Consider the following 17865-nt stretch of genomic DNA (forward strand, 5'->3'; position numbering starts at 1 on the left):
CCCCTTCAATTTGGTTGCACGTCAATTACCTTCCCGTTTCTCATCATTTCTATACTTATTTCTTTTTTCCTGCTTTCGGTTTCACTCGGGCTGCATCTCGTTCGAGAACCGGCTTCAAATACTTACCGGTATACGAGCCTGACACTTCCGCGACTTCTTCTGGTGTCCCCGTTGCGACGATGAGTCCGCCACCATCTCCACCCTCTGGTCCGAGGTCAATCAAATAATCGGCCGACTTGATGACATCGAGGTTATGCTCGATGACAAGCACCGTGTCCCCGTTCTCGACAAGACGTTGCAACACTTTCAACAAGCGCGCGATGTCGTCGACGTGAAGACCGGTCGTCGGTTCGTCCAGAATATAAATCGTTTTCCCGGTCGACCGTTTATGAAGTTCCGAAGCGAGTTTGACACGCTGGGCTTCCCCACCCGAAAGTTCCGTCGCCGGCTGACCGAGTTTCATATAGCCAAGACCGACATCATAAATCGTTTGAATCTTCCGCTTGATTTTCGGAATCTTGTCAAAGAATTCGAGTCCTTCCTCAATCGTCATATCAAGGACGTCTGCGATCGTCTTCCCTTTGTACTTCACTTCGAGCGTTTCACGATTATAGCGTTTCCCGTGACAGACCTCACACGGAACGTAGACGTCAGGAAGGAAGTGCATCTCGATTTTGATGATCCCATCCCCACGACATGCTTCACAGCGCCCGCCTTTAACGTTGAAACTGAAACGTCCCTTCTTGTAGCCGCGCATCTTCGCTTCATTCGTCGAGGCGAAGACGTCACGAATATCATCAAAGACACCCGTATACGTGGCCGGGTTCGAACGAGGGGTCCGTCCAATCGGGGATTGGTCGATATCGATGACCTTATCGATATGCTCAAGTCCTTCAATCTTCTTGTGCTTGCCTGGCTTCGCTTTGGCCCGGTTCATATTGTGCGCGAGCGATTTGTAGAGAATCTCGTTGATGAGGGTCGATTTACCCGATCCCGAGACCCCTGTTACGGCAACGAACATCCCGAGTGGAATGGAAACGTCGACGTCTTTTAGGTTGTTCTCTTCTGCTTTGACGATCTTTAAGAAACGTTCGTCTGGCATCTTCCGTTCAGCCGGAAGTGGGATGAACTTCTTCCCGGCAAGATATTGACCGGTGAGCGAGTTTTTATTTTTCATCAGTTGTTTCGGCGTCCCGGCCGCAATGACCTGTCCGCCATGTTCTCCTGCGCCTGGTCCGATATCGATCAAGTAGTCGGCTTCCATCATCGTGTCCTCGTCATGCTCGACGACGATGAGCGTGTTGCCGATGTCCCGCATCTGTTTGAGGGTCGAAATCAACCGGTCGTTATCACGTTGATGAAGACCGATGGATGGTTCGTCAAGGACATACAAGACACCCGTGAGACGAGACCCAATTTGTGTCGCGAGACGAATCCGCTGCGCCTCCCCACCCGAGAGTGTTCCAGCGGCACGAGAGAGCGTCAAGTAGTCGAGACCGACGTTATTCAAAAAACTGAGTCGTTCCCGAATCTCTTGGAGGATGAGACGGGCGATGGCGATCTCTTTCTCGCTCAACTGCTCGTTGAGTCCTTCAAAGAACGCGAGTGCGTTCACGACCGATTTCTCCGTCACTTGCCCGACGTGCTGACCCGTGATTTTGACGGCGAGCGACTCTTCTTTCAAGCGATAGCCGTGACATGTCGGACACGCATGTGTCGCCATGTACATTTCCATCTGCTCACGGATATAGTCGGATGTTGTCTCCCGGTAACGGCGCTCGATGTTACGGAGCACCCCTTCAAAGAAAATGGTATTCGTCCGCACTTGACCGAAGTCGTTCTCGTAGCGGAAGAGGAACGATTCCTCCGAAGATCCGTTCAAGACGAGGTCCTGATCACGTTTTGATAGGCGCTCGAACGGCACGTCCATGTCGATGTTGAAATGCTGGCACATCGCAGCCAAAAGTTGTGGATAGTACTGGGAACTTGTCGGTTGCCATGCGGCAATCGCCCCCTCTTTCAACGTCTTCGACGGGTCCGGGATGACGAGTTCTGGGTCGACGTCTAGTTTCGTCCCAAGACCATCACACGTCGGACATGCACCGAATGGCGAGTTGAATGAGAACATCCGAGGTTCGAGTTCGCCGATGGAGAACCCGCAGATCGGACAGGCGTGATGCTCACTGAAGAGGAGCTCGGTGCCATCCATCTTATCGATAATGACACGGCCGTCCGCAAGACGTAATGCCGTCTCGAGTGAGTCGGCGAGGCGCCCTTCGACGTCAGGTCGGACGACGAGGCGGTCGACGACGACTTCAATCGAATGCTTCTTGTTTTTATCGAGCTCAATCTCATCCGTCAATTCAATCGTTTCACCATTGACACGGACACGGACGAATCCCTCTTTCTTTAACGAGTCGAATACTTTCACGTGCGTCCCTTTCCGACCCGACACGATTGGCGCCAAAATCTGGAGTCGTGTCTGCTCCGGCAACTCCATCACCTGGTCGACCATCTGCGAAATCGTTTGACTCGAGATCTCGATGCCGTGGTTCGGACAGACCGGTTTCCCGATTCTTGCAAACAATAGACGAAGGTAATCATAAATCTCGGTCACCGTTCCGACCGTCGAACGCGGGTTACGACTCGTCGTCTTCTGGTCAATCGAGATGGCCGGGCTAAGTCCTTCAATCGTATCGACGTCTGGCTTATCCATCTGTCCAAGGAACTGACGGGCATAGGCGGATAAGCTCTCGACGTACCGACGCTGCCCTTCCGCATAAATCGTATCGAACGCAAGTGACGATTTCCCGGAGCCGGACAAGCCCGTCAAGACGACGAGCTGGTCACGTGGGATATCGATGTCAATATTTTTTAAATTGTTGACGCGTGCCCCTTTGATGACAATCGCATTTTTCTTTTCAGCCATTTAATTCCCTACCTTCAACTCCAAGATTAAGTCACGCAATTCGGCCGCGCGTTCGAACTGGAGATCGCGTGCCGCTTGCTTCATTTCTTCTTCCAACTTGGCAATCGCCGCCTCGCGTTCGGCCGGCTTCATCGTACTGAGCGATTCGAGTGCTTCCTCTTCCGCCTCGACCGTTGCCCGAATGACCCCTCGGACGTCTTTTCGAATCGTCTGCGGGGTGATGCCATGTTCTTCATTATAAGCCTGTTGAATCGACCGACGACGATCCGTCTCTTCGATGGCACGCGCCATCGAGTCGGTCATCTTGTCCGCGAACAGGATGACATGTCCGTTCGCGTTACGCGCCGCTCGTCCAATCGTCTGGATGAGCGAACGATCGGAACGAAGGAATCCTTCCTTATCGGCATCGAGAATCGTCACGAGACTGACCTCTGGAATATCGAGACCCTCCCGCAACAAGTTGATTCCGACGAGCACGTCATATTTACCGAGACGAAGGTCACGAATGATTTCGATTCGCTCGAGCGTCTTGATTTCGGAGTGCATATAGTTGACCTTGATTCCCGCTTCGCGTAAGTAATCGGATAGGTCCTCTGCCATCTTCTTCGTGAGCGTCGTCACGAGCACGCGCTCGTCGCGCTTGATGCGTTCGCGAATCTGATCCATCAAGTAGTCAATCTGACCTTTGATCGGATGAATCTCGATTGTCGGATCAAGTAACCCGGTCGGACGGATGATCTGCTCAATCATGTTCGGCGTATGTTCGAGTTCGTACGGACCTGGTGTCGCCGAGATGAAAATCGCTTGTGAGACTTTCTTCTCGAACTCATCGAACTTGAGCGGACGGTTATCCTTCGCCGAAGGGAGACGGAAGCCATGGTCGACGAGCACTTGTTTCCGTGCCTGATCACCGTTATACATCCCGCGTACTTGCGGGAGCGTCACGTGCGACTCATCGGCGACGAGTAAGAAATCTTCCGGGAAGTAATCGATTAACGTGTACGGGGTTGAACCTTCAGGCATCAAGTTCAAGTGTCGCGAATAGTTCTCGATTCCTGAACAATACCCCATCTCACGCATCATTTCCAAATCGTAATGCGTTCGTTGCTCGAGTCGTTGCGCTTCTAAGAGCTTCCCTTCTTCGCGGAACTTCTCAAGTTGTTCCTCAAGTTCCGCTTCGATGTTGACGATTGCCTTTTGCAATTTTTCGTCGCGTGTGACGAAGTGGGATGCCGGGAAGATGGCGACGTGATCACGGTCTGCGATGATTTCACCCGTCAACGGATCCATCTCACGGATGCGGTCGATCTCGTCTCCGAAGAACTCGATGCGCATGCAGTGTTCGTCACGCGATGCTGGGAAGATCTCGACGACGTCCCCGCGGACACGGAAACGTCCACGCTGGAAATCGATATCGTTTCGTTCATATTGAATGTCGATGAGTTTACGTAACATCTCGTCACGTCCCATCTCTTTCCCGACGCGAAGGCTCAAGACGAGGCTCCGATATTCTTCAGGGTTACCGAGACCATAAATACAGGAGACAGATGCGACGATGATGACGTCATCGCGCTCAAAGAGAGCCGACGTCGCTGAGTGACGCAGCTTATCGATTTCATCATTGATTGAAGCATCCTTCTCAATGAACGTATCCGTCGACGGCACGTACGCTTCCGGTTGATAGTAGTCATAGTAACTGACGAAGTACTCGACCGCGTTGTTCGGGAAGAACTCTTTGAACTCCGAGTAGAGCTGACCGGCGAGCGTCTTGTTATGGGCGAGGACGAGTGTCGGCTTCTTTACTTCTTGAATGACGTTCGAGACGGTAAACGTTTTACCCGTACCCGTTGCACCGAGGAGCGTCTGATACCGGTCACCTCGATTTACACCTTCGACAAGCTGTCGAATCGCTTCAGGCTGGTCGCCTCCTGGTTGAAATTCAGATTGTAATGCAAACGGAATCGATTCCATAAGATACTCCTCACCTTCTCATTTCATAAGTGTCTTGATTATACCATAGACACGAACAAATATTCGCTTATTAGCTTGTAGGTTAATTCATTTTATTTCTTTTTTTCATTCAATCCATTGTTCATTTCTTTTTCCTTTACTGTCTCAAAAGAAACATCTTGTTCCATCCAAATCATCACATCAAGATTTCAACAGAATCACTTTTGTGGCATAAAGCATTACACTTTTCAGATTGGACTATCTCCCTAGTAAATTGGAATGCTTGAAATATCCGAAAAAAACATCCACTTCGTGAACGTTTCGCTCTGCTTCTTAACTCTTTTGTGAAGTTTACAGCTGTAAATGTGAACATTTGTAGGAAAAAAGTAGGATTTTTTTAAAACACTGTTTTAAAACGCTTACATTTTGGGCATATAATGAAGTGGTAAGTCAAATTGCATAAGGGAGAAAGGGGAGTATCACATGTCAGCATTTGTCAGTGAAATTATTGGTACGATGCTATTGATTCTGCTCGGTAACGGTGTCGTCGCCGGCGTCGTCCTCCGCCATTCCAAAGCGGAAAACTCTGGCTGGATTGTCATCACAATGGGTTGGGGTCTTGCCGTTATGGTCGGGGTCTACGCAGCCGGAATTTACGGAGGCGCTCACATCAACCCTGCCGTCACGATTGGTCTCGCGACAGCAGGCGAATTCCCATGGGCTGATGTCCCACTTTATATCCTCGCTCAGTTTATTGGAGCCATCATCGGGGCATGTTTGGTTTATGTCCACTACAAGCCGCACTATGATGCGACAGACGATCCTGGTTTAAAACTGGCGACGTTCTCGACAGCTCCAGGTATTCGAAGCACGCCGTACAACTTGATTGGTGAGATTATCGGAACATTCGTCCTTGTCTTTGCATTGTTGTCATTCGGGGCAAACACATTCGCAGACGGACTCAATCCACTCATCGTTGGTTTCTTGATTGTATCGATTGGTCTTTCGCTCGGTGGTACGACGGGATATGCGATCAACCCGGCACGTGACCTTGGGCCACGTATCGCACACGCATTCCTTCCAATTAAAGGAAAAGGATCTTCAGATTGGGGTTATTCATGGATCCCGGTCGTCGGTCCGATTATCGGTGCGATTATTGCCGCACTCATCTACGGTATTCTCGTCCCTTAACACATAATTTTGAAGGAGGAAATCACATATGGCGAAAGAAAAACGTTATATTTTAGCATTGGACCAAGGAACGACAAGTTCACGGGCAATCATCTTTGATCATGATGGAAAAATTGTCACAGTCGCACAGCGCGAATTCAAACAATACTTCCCAAAACCAGGCTGGGTCGAGCACAACGCCAATGAGATTTGGGGCTCTGTTCTCGCCGTTATGGCGGAAGCGTTCGGTTCTGCTGATATCGACCCGAATGAGATTGCTGGAATCGGGATCACAAACCAACGTGAAACAGCTGTCGTTTGGGAGAAGGAAACAGGACGCCCTGTCTATAACGCCGTTGTCTGGCAATCCCGTCAAACCGCCGACATCTGTGAAGAGCTGAAAGCAGCCGGTCATTCCGATATGGTCCGCAACAAAACAGGTCTCCTCATCGATGCCTACTTCTCAGGAACGAAAGTCAAATGGATTCTTGACAACGTCGAGGGTGCACGTGAAAAAGCTGAGAACGGCGAACTCCTCTTCGGGACAATCGACACGTGGCTCATTTGGAAACTCTCTGGTGGAAAAGCACACGTAACCGATTACTCGAACGCATCGCGTACACTCATGTACAACATCTACGAGCAAAAGTGGGATGACGAGTTACTCGACATCTTGACAGTGCCTAAATCAATGCTTCCTGAAGTCAAACCGTCAAGTGAAGTCTATGCGAACACGATTCCATACCACTTCTTCGGATTCGAAGTCCCGATTGCCGGAGCTGCAGGTGACCAACAGGCCGCCTTGTTCGGACAAACGTGCTTCGAAAAAGGTGAGGCGAAAAACACGTATGGAACAGGTTGTTTCATGCTCATGAACACGGGAGAAGAAGCCGTCAAATCTGATCACGGTCTCTTGACGACAATCGCTTGGGGCTATAACGGGAAAGTAGAATACGCGCTTGAAGGTTCGATCTTCGTCGCCGGTTCGGCGATCCAGTGGCTCCGTGACGGATTGCGGATGTTGAAATCAGCGAAAGACTCGGAACAGTATGCGACACGGATCGAATCAACTGACGGTGTCTACGTCGTTCCTGCCTTCGTCGGTCTCGGTGCACCGTATTGGAACTCTGATGTCCGTGGTGCCATCTTCGGTCTCACACGTGGGACAGAGAAAGAACAGATGGTCCGGGCGACAATCGAGTCACTCGCTTACCAGACACGTGACGTCCTCACGTCTATGGAGAATGACTCAGGCATCAACTTGAAGACGCTTCGCGTCGACGGTGGGGCCGTCAGTAACAACTTCCTCATGCAGTTCCAATCGGACATTCTCAACGTCCCGGTCGAGCGTCCTGAAGTGAGTGAAACGACTGCACTCGGTGCCGCCTACTTGGCAGGTCTCGCCGTTGGATTCTGGAAAGACCAAGCCGAAGTCAAAGAACAGTGGAAACTCGACAAGAAGTTCGATCCAAACATGGACGAGTCTCATCGCGAATCCCTCTACAAAGGATGGCAACACGCTGTCGAAGCCACAATGGCATTCAAGCCTTCAAAACTTGATGTATAAGACGAAAGGACATCCTCACGGGTGTCCTTTTTGTATGCAAAAAAGAGTACCCATGACGGATACTCTTACAGTTTACGTAAGCGAACTCTCGGGCTCGTCGGTTCCCCAACGAACAAAATTCCGAGCTCATGTGGATCGGTCTCATACATCGCTCGTTGAACGAATCGGATATCCCCGTTCAGATTCAATACTTCCAGCTTGATGTACGGCTTATGTTGCTGGAGCGCCTCATAAAAACTATGCCCTCCTGTGATGACCGTCCCGTTGACTTTATAGATCGATTCACCAGGGATGAGCTGCATCGTCTCCCCAGGTGAGTTCGGTAGCGTGTCGACGATGACCGCCCCACGGTTTCCATTGATGAAAACGGGTGTCGTTCCCCGATTCTCGCGTTTGATCCATTGTAAGCCGAGCTCATAGAGGACGAATAGCGTCAAGATTACATAGTCGACATATGGGATCTCAAACGCATATGAGAGGCCGAATAGACCGAGGGCGATCACAGCGAGTACGGCACGATAATTGCTCAATCGTGCGAGAAGCGTTCCTGGTAAGGCGCCGGTCGACAATAAACTGACCCCGATGGGAATCGGAAGAATGATGGGCACCATCGGCCAGTCGAGACCGAACATCGGTGGCACGAAGACGACGAGCGGGAAAAACCAAATCCGTTTGACGACATGCCCTCCGATAAACTGCCCCCGTTTCGACAAGATCAAGGTCGGGGATGTCTCTTTTGGTCCGTTCCAGCGTAAGAGAATCGCTTCCGCAAGGGTGACGAGGCCGAATGTGAGCGCATAGACCGTCCAATCGACCTGAGCGAGTGCTGCTACCCAATCACGAAGCGCCCCATATGCGACAACATCGCGTAACAAGACGACCCCGAACAACACGAGAAGAGGCAGCACCGGATTAAAGAATCGCGGATGCATCGTCAAGACGACGAGCGTATAGAGAATCGTGAACGAGACGGCCCACTCAAACGTGATGGTCGTCTCGAGTAAAATCGTCACGGCCGATGAGAGGACCGCTAACAGAAGACTCGGCCAGATGAAATGTCCCCATTCCGACTTCGGCGAGCGACGTCTCGAACGGAACATGGCCCGTTCTCGCTTGACCCGTGTCAGCGATATGTATGTAAGGGCGACGAGTGTCACCCAAAACAGCGGACTACCTAACAACGTCAATAAAGCCGTAACACCCATTCGTACAACTTCCACGCGGTCCAACCCTTTCTTTCATATAACGTTATTTTGCGGCTTCTTCAAGCGCACGATTCAATTGGGCGTCATTCGCCTCATCTTGAATCGCTTCGAGCAACTTCGCTTCGAGTGCAGAGGCTGTCTCTTCATCGACAGTTCCAGAAGCCTCGAGACCATTGTCTGTCTGGAATGCTTTCACGGCGTTCGCCATCGTGTCCCCGTAATATCCCGGCTGACCGCCTGGCTCATAGCCAATTCCAGATAAAATTTTATGCAAGTTCGAGACGGCATCACCGTAATCTCCGACTTGGAGCGACTCTTCTTCTGTCAGGACACGGGTCACGTTGAAGAAGTCCGGTTGCTCCACTTCAATGTCCGGCTCGATGCCCTTCTTGTTAATCCAATTTCCGTCCGGTGTGAGCCATTTGCTCGTCGTCAATTTCAAGTTACTGCCGTCCTCTAAGTCGAACGCCGTCTGGACGACACCTTTTCCGAACGTCTTCGTCCCGATGATGGTCGCGCCTGCTCCTTCCTTCATCGCACCAGTCAAAATCTCAGATGCCGAGGCAGAACCCTCATCCGTCAAGACAAACAGGTCATACGGTTTCGCTTCACGGGCGCGACCGTTTTGTGCATCGCGGTCACCGTCCGCATTCTCGATTTGGACGACCGGTTTTGATGTCGGGACGAACCCTTCCGACATCTCGATGACGGCAGGCAAGAGCCCTCCCGGATTTCCACGAACATCGATAATCAAGCTATCGATTTCTTCTGACTCGAGTTGCTCGAGTTGTTCGAGGAATTCATCAGCCGTCGGTTCTGAGAATTGGGTGACTTGGAGATACCCAATCTTTTTGCCGTCTTTCTCTTTCACTTCAGAGAAGACCGTCTCGATTGGAATCGTGTCACGTGTGATCTCGTAGTCCGCCGTCTGACTCCCACGGCGAATCGTCAATGTGACGGTCGTCCCTTTTTCTCCTCGAATCAATTGGACGGCCTCCTGTACATCCATCCCTTCAATCGACTCCCCGTCGACCGCTGTGATGATGTCACCAGGACGAAGTCCCGCCTCTTCGGCCGGAGCGCCTTTGATCGGAGCGACAATTAAGATGTCCTCTCCTTTCTTCTCCAAAGTCGCGCCGATTCCTTCAAAACTCGATTCAATCGAGTCCGTAAATTGTGACGTTTCTTCCGCATCCAAGAAATCCGAATACGGGTCGTTCAGCGCTGCGGTCATCCCGTCGAGCGCACCGGTCAATAAATCGTCTTCTGAGATGTCCTGTAACGAATGTTCTTCAATCAAATCACGTACTTGGTCGACTTTATCCCAGCCTTCCGCATTCGTTTGAATGGGAAGCGATGTGTCTGTAAACGCCATCGTCGCAAGGCCTGCACCGGCCCCAGCCACGAACGTTGTGCCAGCGAGTAGTCCTGCGGTTGAATTTTTCACGGGTTGGTCCCTCATTTCTCTTTGTAAGTCTTTTCATTAGTATAGCAAAAACTAGAGGAAAAGCGGACGCGTTCCACATATTTGGGACGCGTCCGCTTCTGTCAGTATCCAATATACGGGGCCGGGTCAATCGCGTTCGGCTGTCCCGGTGCCCATTTCCCTCGGTGTAACTCAAAATGAAGATGGGGTCCGGTCGACCAGCCGGTATTGCCAAGCGTTCCGACCGTCTGTCCCGCCGCCACTTGTTGACCGGCTTCGACTGTGATCGCATTTAAATGGGCATAGACGGTCGTCCAAATCTCACCGTTGATGACATGCGAAACGAAGACGACATTTCCATACCCGGTCGCCGGTGCCGCCTTGATGACGACACCTGGTGCGCTTGACACAATTGGTGTCCCAGACGCATTGACGAGGTCAATGCCCTTGTGAATCTCCGGCACACCTGTCAACGGGTTGTCTCGTGGACCGAACGGACTAGACACATAACCGGACACAGGACGAACGAATTCCGTGGACGTGGACACATTCGTCGGTGTTTCGGTTGGTGCGGTCACTTCTGGTGCCTCCTCGACCTCCGACTCACGGGCTTCCGCTTCTGCTCGCTCTTCAGCGGCACGCGCCTCAGCTTTACGTTTGGCACGTTCCGCCGCCTCTGCGGCTTCTCGTTCAGCAGTCGCGATCGCCTCGAGTTGTTCACTGATGATGCGGTTCTGTTCAGCCATGACCGCCTGCTCTTCACTGCGCGTCATCTTTTCGAGCTCGAGCTGCTCTACTTGTTCGTTCAGTTCAACCAACAGGTCACGTTTTTTCTCGGCCGTCCGGTCAAGGTCTTGCTTGGTGATGACGAGCTCACGCTCTTTTTGCTTGATGAAAGAGAGCTGGGTACGTTGTGTCGACTCGAGCGACTCCAAACGTTCCATCTCACTCATATAATTATGTATGAGCTCCCGGTCCTGTTCAGCGATCGTGCGGGCCGTCATAGCCCGTGTCACGAAGTCGCCGAAGGAACGGGACTCAAAAATGACTTGTAAATAGGAAGTGTCTTCATGTACTTGCAAAACGCGAAGGCGCTCGTTCACGAGTTCCTTCTGGCTTTCCAAGTATTCTTCCTGAACGGAAAGTTGTTGGCGGGTCGACTCGAGTTCTGCCCGGGCTGTATCGACCTCATGCTGCTGAATGGCGATTTGTTCGCTCAATTCATTCAATCGGTCGTCGACGACGTGTATTTCCGTCTTCACGGCATCACGCTCTGCCTCGGTGATCTCGAGTTCGGCATCCGTCTCGGCCTGCGCTTTTTTCGACTCCTCCAACTCGTTGGACAGTCGATCTTGTCGAGCTTTCAACGTGTCTTTCTCTGTCGCCATGACCGGCATGGCAAGTAACGATACACACAACCCTAGCGCAAGCGAACGTTTCATCCGCCAACTCCTCCTTATTTAAGTTAGATTTTCAAGAAACGACCGAGCGATGTCGTCGATCCCCAGATTCCGATGAACGCACCGAGTGCAAGTAAAACAAGCGATACTTGGACTGTTAGCGTCGATGGATCAATCAACTTAAATATATCACTATTCAATTGATCAAGCGATGGTTGTAAAGCACTATATGCAACGTCATATCCGAAATAAATGACAAGAATCGGGACGAGAGCCCCAAGCATTCCGAGGAGCAATCCTTCGATAAAGAACGGCCAGCGGATAAAGCTGTTTTTCGCTCCGACGAGTCGCATGATTTCAATCTCACGACGACGCGAGAAGATTGTCATTTTAATCGTATTTGAGATCAAGAACATCGCCATCAATGTCAAACCGACAATCAACGCGAGTCCGCCGATGCGAATCCCGTTGAAGAAGGCAAACATTTTATCGATGTAGTCTTTTCCGTATTTCACATCGTCCACATTATCGAGTGAACCGACCGATTTGGCCACTTCCTCTAGTTCTGTCGGGTCTTGTGCTTTGACGATATAGCGGGCGTGGAGCGGGTTGTCTTTTTCGACCGTTCCGTATGCAGCCGCATCATCGCCGAGCTGGTCTTGGAACTTCGCTAGCTCATCTTCTTTTGAACTGAACGTGACCGTCGAGACGCCCGGCACCTGTTCAATGTTCTCTCCGAGTTTCTCAACCGAGTTCTCATCCGCTGTACGAGTGATGAACACTTGAATCTCGACATCATTTTCGACGTTATCTGAAATTTCATTGATGTTGAACATGACGAGTGCGAATACACCGACAAGTAGCAGCGTAATAGTCACGGCACTAATCGCCGCGAACGACATCCATCCATTCCGAAGTGTTCCTTTGAACCCTTCACGCAAATGGCGCAATCCAGTCTTAAATATCATAGCCATATGCCCCTTTCTCTTCATCGCGCACGACTTTCCCGTTCTCAATCGCGATGACGCGGTGACGAATCTTATCGACGATGTCACGGTTGTGTGTTGCCATGACGATTGTCGCTCCGCGGCGGTGAATCTCTTCAAACACTTCCATGATGCCCCATGCTGTTTCCGGGTCTAAGTTCCCTGTCGGCTCATCGGCGATGATCAATTTTGGCTTATTGACGATTGCGCGAGCAATCGAGACACGTTGTTGTTCTCCACCTGATAGTTCGTCCGGATAGTTGCGCGCCTTGTTCTTCAATCCGACAAGGTTCAACACATCCATGACTTGTTTCCGAATCGAAGACGTGTCCGCTCCTACAACTTCTAATGCGAACGCTACGTTCTCATATACCGTAAGTGACGGCAACAATTTGAAGTCTTGGAAGATAACGCCGAGTTGACGGCGTAGCTTCGGTACGTGTCGGTCTTTAATTTTCCCGACATCGAGTCCGTCAATCAACAATTGACCGGCTGTCGGCTTCTCCTCACGATAAATCATCTTCATGAACGTCGACTTTCCGGCACCGGAAGGCCCGACGACATAAAGGAACTCGCCGTCGCGAATCTCTAGATCGAGGTCATCCATGGCGACGACGCCGTTCGGATATACTTTACTGACTTTTTGCATCGAGATCATAACGTATTCCCTACCCTTTTTAAATTATTTTTAAGCATCTATGACGAATTTGAATCAATTGTTTTAGTTACTGTATATTTCGCCTAGAGTCTTTTTTACAGGAAACGGCTCCCTCTGTCAAGGTGTCGCTTTTTTATGTTAGCCTGGTCAAAAAATCATCTAGGGCATATGTTGAAGCGACTACAATTATATCAATCCGACTTTTAAAACACCATTACAGGATTGTTTCAGTTCGATTGAGTTCGATGTGAAAATGTCGCGAAGAAACTCGCTTTCTTATTCCCTAAGAGAATGTTGAAACCGCACTTCAAAAGGGTGTTCCCTAAGGAACACCCTTCACCAATACGCCACATTTAATCGTGTGGTTTTTCTTTCAATGCATCAAACGGCGACTTTTTCCGTTTCCGATACTTGATATGAATCGTTGAGGATTCATAGTCATCGGAAGCCCGGATATCCCGACTCGATACGCGGACGAATGACCAAGCAAGAAGGAACATGATGAAGATAAGCGGGAATCCACCGACGATACTCGCTGTCTGGAGCGTCTCTAGTCCGCCGAGGAACATGAGCGTGAGCGGCATGATAGCAAGCGCGAACGCCCAAAAGAGACGGTTCCAGACAATCGGCTCATCCTCGACATGTTTTTGCGTGACCGATGCCAAGATGTATGATGATGAATCGAACGTTGTCGCCAAAAAGATAATGGCAAGAAGCGTAAAGACGCCGATGACGACTTTCCCGAAAGGCAATTGGCCGATGATGGCGATGATTGTAGGTGCCGGGCCATTCGCCGCCATGTACCCGACAACATCGAACGTCCCACTTAGATGGAGGTAGAGCCCGTAGTTACCGAGAATCCCAAAGAACAAGATGCATCCGAGCGTTCCGTACACCATCGTCCCAAAGATCATATTCCGAATCGTACGACCGCGTGAGATACGGGCGACGAACAATCCGACGAATGGTGCATAGACAAGCCACCATGCCCAATAGAACACCGTCCACGATTCCGGGAACCCAGTCGATGTGAAGCCACCGAAGTCACCGAACGGTTCCATCCACGTTGCCATCCGGAAAAAGTTGTCCATGACGATTCCGACTCCATTGAACGTCGTCTCCATAATGAATCGAGTCGGACCAAAGATAAGCACGAACGTCAAAATCCCAAGGGCGAGCCAGATGTTCAAGTCACTGAGTACTTTGATGCCACCCTTCAGTCCAATGTAAGAACTGATGGCGAAGATGACCGTACAAATCAACATGATGACGGCCTGCATCCCGAGCGTGACGGGAATCCCTGTCAGTTCGTTGACCCCTTCGGCAATCATCGGGGTACCGAGGGCGAGCGTCGTCCCGGCACCACCTAATAATCCAAAGATAAATAAGATATCAATCAATTTACCGAGGGGTCCATCTGCCCATTTTCCGATAACGGGACGTACCGCTTCACTTACCTTTAAGACGGATTTCTTACGGACGTAAAAGAAATAAGCGATCGGCAGTGCCGGTAACGTGTAGATTGCCCAAGCGATCGGTCCCCAGTGGAACATGCCATATGCTGTCGACCATTGAATCGCTTCCGGTGACTCCGGTGTCAGCCCGAACGGCGGACCTTCATAGTAATAGACCCATTCGATGACGGACCAATAGAGGATGCTGGACCCGATGCCGGCAGCAAATAACATCGCCGCCCAAGAGAATGTACTAAATTCGGGTTCTTCATCTTCACGACCTAATTTGATATGACCATTCTTACTGAAGGCAATGAAAATCAAAAATCCGAACGCACCTAAGCCCATTGCTAAGTACAACATGCCGAAGTTAGAGGTCATGTATTCGTTCGCCGCACCGACCCACGCTTTACCGGTCTCTGGGAAGAAGATGAGCGGTAACGTCACCCCTAACAGTAATACAAACGAGCCGATAAAAGTCGGCCAGTCAATCAGTTTCGTCTTCAATTGTCATCACTCCATTTCCACTATGTCTCACGTTACCTTAACAATATTTCCCCAAGCCTTAACACCCAAAACAAAAAAGCATGAGGTGTGTTCCACCTCATGCTGTCGAATCTTATTTTTTCTCAGCGAGCCAAGCGGCGACCGCTGTGATTTCTTCGTCTTTTTCAATGACGTTCGCAGGCATCGCGCCTTGACCGTTTCGAATGACGTTTTCAATCTCTTCTGCCGACAGACGAGCACCGACTTGCTCGAGTGACGGACCACTCATTCCTTCAAGGTTCGCACCGTGACATGCCGCACAGTTTTGTGCGTATACCGCTTCCGCGTCAACCGATGCCGTGTTCGAGCCCGAATCCCCGTTGCTCGATGTATCCTCTTCTTCACCGCCGCCACATGCGCCGAGTGTCAGCATGGCGCCGAGGCCGATGGCCATCATCCATTTTTTCATAACCACGTTCCCCTCCTAAGTTGTAGAAATGACCTACATTTACCATTATAGCCGTTAACGTATGCTTTCTAACCTAATCTCACGAAAAGTACACAAAGATTCCACAACTTACGGTACGTTGATGTAACGCTTATCGGACGTAAACCCTTGTCCTAGCACCTCATGTGCCTCACTGAAGACAAGGAATGCCTCCGGGTCGATCCGACGGATGATTTCCTTCAATCGACTCACTTCGCTCTGACGGACAACAATCATGAGCATCGGACGGTCGAGACGTGAGTATGCTCCGATTGCTTGGATCTCTGTCGCACCACGGTCAAGCTCCTCGAAGACGGCCCGGACGATGAAGTCTCGCTTCTCCGAGATGACGTAAGCCATCTTGTCCTGTGTGAACCCGAGCTGGACGAAGTCGATCATCTTGACCGTGATGAATAATGCGATGAGTGCATAGAGCCCGGTCGTGAACGAGAACGTCAAGGCCGCGGTCAAGACGACCATGCCATCGAGGATGGCGATACAGAGATAGAGCGGGATGTGCGTGAACTTATGTAAGATCTGAGCGATCAAGTCCATTCCCCCTGTCGAGGCGCGTCCACGGAAGATGAGTCCGAGTCCGACACCGACGCCGACACCACCGAAGATGGCCGCGAGGAGCGTATCGTCCACAGCCGCACCGGCATCGATCGCCTCATAGAAAAGAATGACACCCGGTAAAAAGATGGAGCCAACGAGCGACTTCACACCGAAGCCGAGGCCGAGGATGGCCCACCCGATAATCAGAAGTAACACGTTCGCCACGAGCTGGAACGCTCCGGGCGAGATGCCGAACAGTTCATAAGTGATGACCGAGATCCCGCTCACCCCGCCTGATGCCAGATTGTTTGGCAACAGAAATAAGCTGAAGGCCGAGGCAACGAACACTGAGCCGGTCAACAGATACAGATAGTCTTTGACGATTTGCTTCATTAAAGAAAGTCTCCTTTACACACAACATGGCCCAAAGACAGGTGTCTTTGAGCCACATGCATCACATATTTGTTTTACGAAGGTAGGCATCGATGAACGGCATGACGTCGCCGTCCATGACGCCACTCGTGTTCCCGACTTCATGGTTCGTCCGGTGGTCTTTGACCATTGAATACGGGTGGAAGACATACGAACGGATTTGGCTACCCCAACCGATGTCCGTCTTTTCCCCACGGATCTCGTCGAGTTTTCGTTGCTGCTCGTCGAGTTCGCGTTGGTACAATTTCGCTTTCAACATCTTCATCGCCGACTCACGGTTCTTGATCTGTGAGCGCTCGGTCTGACACGAAACGACGACGCCCGTCGGCACGTGCGTGATCCGGACGGCAGAATCCGTCGTGTTGATGTGCTGACCGCCGGCACCTGATGCACGGTACGTGTCGATACGGAGGTCTTCTGTCCGTACTTCGATCTCGATGTCGTCATCGAATTCCGGCATGACGTCACATGACACGAACGACGTATGACGACGGCCTGACGAGTCGAATGGCGAGATGCGGACCAACCGGTGGATCCCTTTCTCCGCCTTCAAGTAGCCGTATGCGTTATGACCGACGATGCGGAGCGTGACCGACTTGACGCCCGCTTCCTCACCCGGGAGGTAATCGACCGTCTCGACTTTCCAGCCTTGTTTGTCAGCGAAGCGTTGATACATCCGAAGGAGCATCGATGCCCAGTCCTGTGACTCGGTACCGCCCGCACCCGGGTGCAATTCGAGGATGGCGTTGTTCGCATCGTATGGTCCGTTCAAGAGGATCTCGAGTTCGAAGTCATCAAACTCCTTCTTGAGCGCTTGAATCGATTCCCCGAGCTCTTCTTGCATCTCGGCGTCCGGCTCTTCCTTGATGAGTTCGAGCGTCACTTCGCCGTCCTCATGTTGGTTCGCGAGGTCTTGATACTTGTCGACCATCGCCTTGAGACCGTTTGACTCGTCGATGACTTTTTGTGCCTTCTCCTGGTTGTCCCAGAAGTCTGGATACGTCATCTCGTTCTCGAGCTCGGCGATACGTGCCTCTTTCTCTGTCAAGTTGAGAGACGCTCTGTAATTCTCGAGGCGTTTCGCCATCGCCTCTAGTTCGTTCCGAATATCTGAAATTTCCATAGTGTGATTCACCTTTCCGTAGGAAAGAGGCGAGCGG

At 51.0% G+C, this 17865-nt stretch carries 13 protein-coding genes; 2 read left to right on the forward strand and 11 right to left on the reverse strand.

What is annotated here, in order from left to right:
* Window positions 1–55: 55 nt before the first annotated feature.
* Both uvrA and uvrB read right to left on the reverse strand, forming a co-directional pair.
* Window positions 56–2929, reverse strand: a complete 2874-nt coding sequence (gene uvrA, locus F3H97_RS07850; protein WP_196430996.1) for an excinuclease ABC subunit UvrA — start codon at window positions 2927–2929, stop codon at window positions 56–58.
* Window positions 2930–4900, reverse strand: a complete 1971-nt coding sequence (uvrB, locus tag F3H97_RS07855; RefSeq protein WP_047795080.1) for an excinuclease ABC subunit UvrB — start codon at window positions 4898–4900, stop codon at window positions 2930–2932.
* 462 nt (window positions 4901–5362) lie between these two features.
* Between uvrB and F3H97_RS07860 the strand changes: the two genes are divergently transcribed.
* Both F3H97_RS07860 and glpK read left to right on the forward strand, forming a co-directional pair.
* Window positions 5363–6070, forward strand: a complete 708-nt coding sequence (locus F3H97_RS07860) for an MIP/aquaporin family protein (RefSeq protein WP_047795079.1) — start codon at window positions 5363–5365, stop codon at window positions 6068–6070.
* A 28-nt stretch (window positions 6071–6098) separates the two neighbouring features.
* Window positions 6099–7616, forward strand: a complete 1518-nt coding sequence (glpK, locus tag F3H97_RS07865) for a glycerol kinase GlpK (RefSeq protein WP_196430997.1) — start codon at window positions 6099–6101, stop codon at window positions 7614–7616.
* Between the two features lie 65 nt (window positions 7617–7681).
* Here the strand turns inward: glpK and F3H97_RS07870 are convergent, their stop codons facing one another.
* The 9 genes from F3H97_RS07870 to prfB all read right to left on the reverse strand — a co-directional run bounded on the left by F3H97_RS07870 (window position 7682) and on the right by prfB (window position 17828).
* Window positions 7682–8836: a PDZ domain-containing protein gene (locus tag F3H97_RS07870; protein ID WP_370568559.1), complete on the reverse strand. Its 1155-nt coding sequence runs from the start codon at window positions 8834–8836 to the stop codon at window positions 7682–7684.
* A 28-nt stretch (window positions 8837–8864) separates the two neighbouring features.
* Window positions 8865–10268 carry a S41 family peptidase gene (locus F3H97_RS07875; protein ID WP_196430998.1) on the reverse strand — a complete coding sequence of 468 codons (1404 nt, stop codon included), beginning with the start codon at window positions 10266–10268 and terminating at the stop codon, window positions 8865–8867.
* Window positions 10269–10369: 101 nt separating this feature from the next.
* Window positions 10370–11689: a murein hydrolase activator EnvC family protein gene (locus tag F3H97_RS07880; protein ID WP_196430999.1), complete on the reverse strand. Its 1320-nt coding sequence runs from the start codon at window positions 11687–11689 to the stop codon at window positions 10370–10372.
* Window positions 11690–11712: 23 nt separating this feature from the next.
* Window positions 11713–12615 carry a permease-like cell division protein FtsX gene (ftsX, locus tag F3H97_RS07885; RefSeq protein ID WP_031422854.1) on the reverse strand — a complete coding sequence of 301 codons (903 nt, stop codon included), beginning with the start codon at window positions 12613–12615 and terminating at the stop codon, window positions 11713–11715.
* Window positions 12605–13291, reverse strand: coding sequence for a cell division ATP-binding protein FtsE (gene ftsE, locus F3H97_RS07890; protein ID WP_047795074.1), 687 nt, complete (start codon window positions 13289–13291; stop codon window positions 12605–12607). Before ftsE ends, ftsX begins: the two co-directional genes overlap by 11 nt.
* Window positions 13292–13644: 353 nt before the next feature.
* Window positions 13645–15252, reverse strand: coding sequence for a BCCT family transporter (locus tag F3H97_RS07895; protein WP_159562643.1), 1608 nt, complete (start codon window positions 15250–15252; stop codon window positions 13645–13647).
* A gap of 112 nt (window positions 15253–15364) precedes the next feature.
* Window positions 15365–15700 (reverse strand): cytochrome c551, encoded by a 336-nt coding sequence (cccB, locus tag F3H97_RS07900; protein WP_031422851.1) that lies wholly within the window; start codon window positions 15698–15700, stop codon window positions 15365–15367.
* A gap of 108 nt (window positions 15701–15808) precedes the next feature.
* Window positions 15809–16666: a YitT family protein gene (locus F3H97_RS07905; RefSeq protein WP_012726942.1), complete on the reverse strand. Its 858-nt coding sequence runs from the start codon at window positions 16664–16666 to the stop codon at window positions 15809–15811.
* Window positions 16667–16727: 61 nt separating this feature from the next.
* The gene (prfB, locus tag F3H97_RS07910; RefSeq protein WP_035387837.1) at window positions 16728–17828 is read right to left on the reverse strand and encodes a peptide chain release factor 2; all 1101 of its coding nucleotides are present in this window, start codon (window positions 17826–17828) and stop codon (window positions 16728–16730) included.
* Between the last annotated feature and the right edge of the window lie 37 nt (window positions 17829–17865).

Origin of the sequence: Exiguobacterium sp. SRB7LM, assembly GCF_015712685.1 — a bacterium.
Lineage (GTDB): Bacteria > Bacillota > Bacilli > Exiguobacteriales > Exiguobacteriaceae > Exiguobacterium > Exiguobacterium profundum.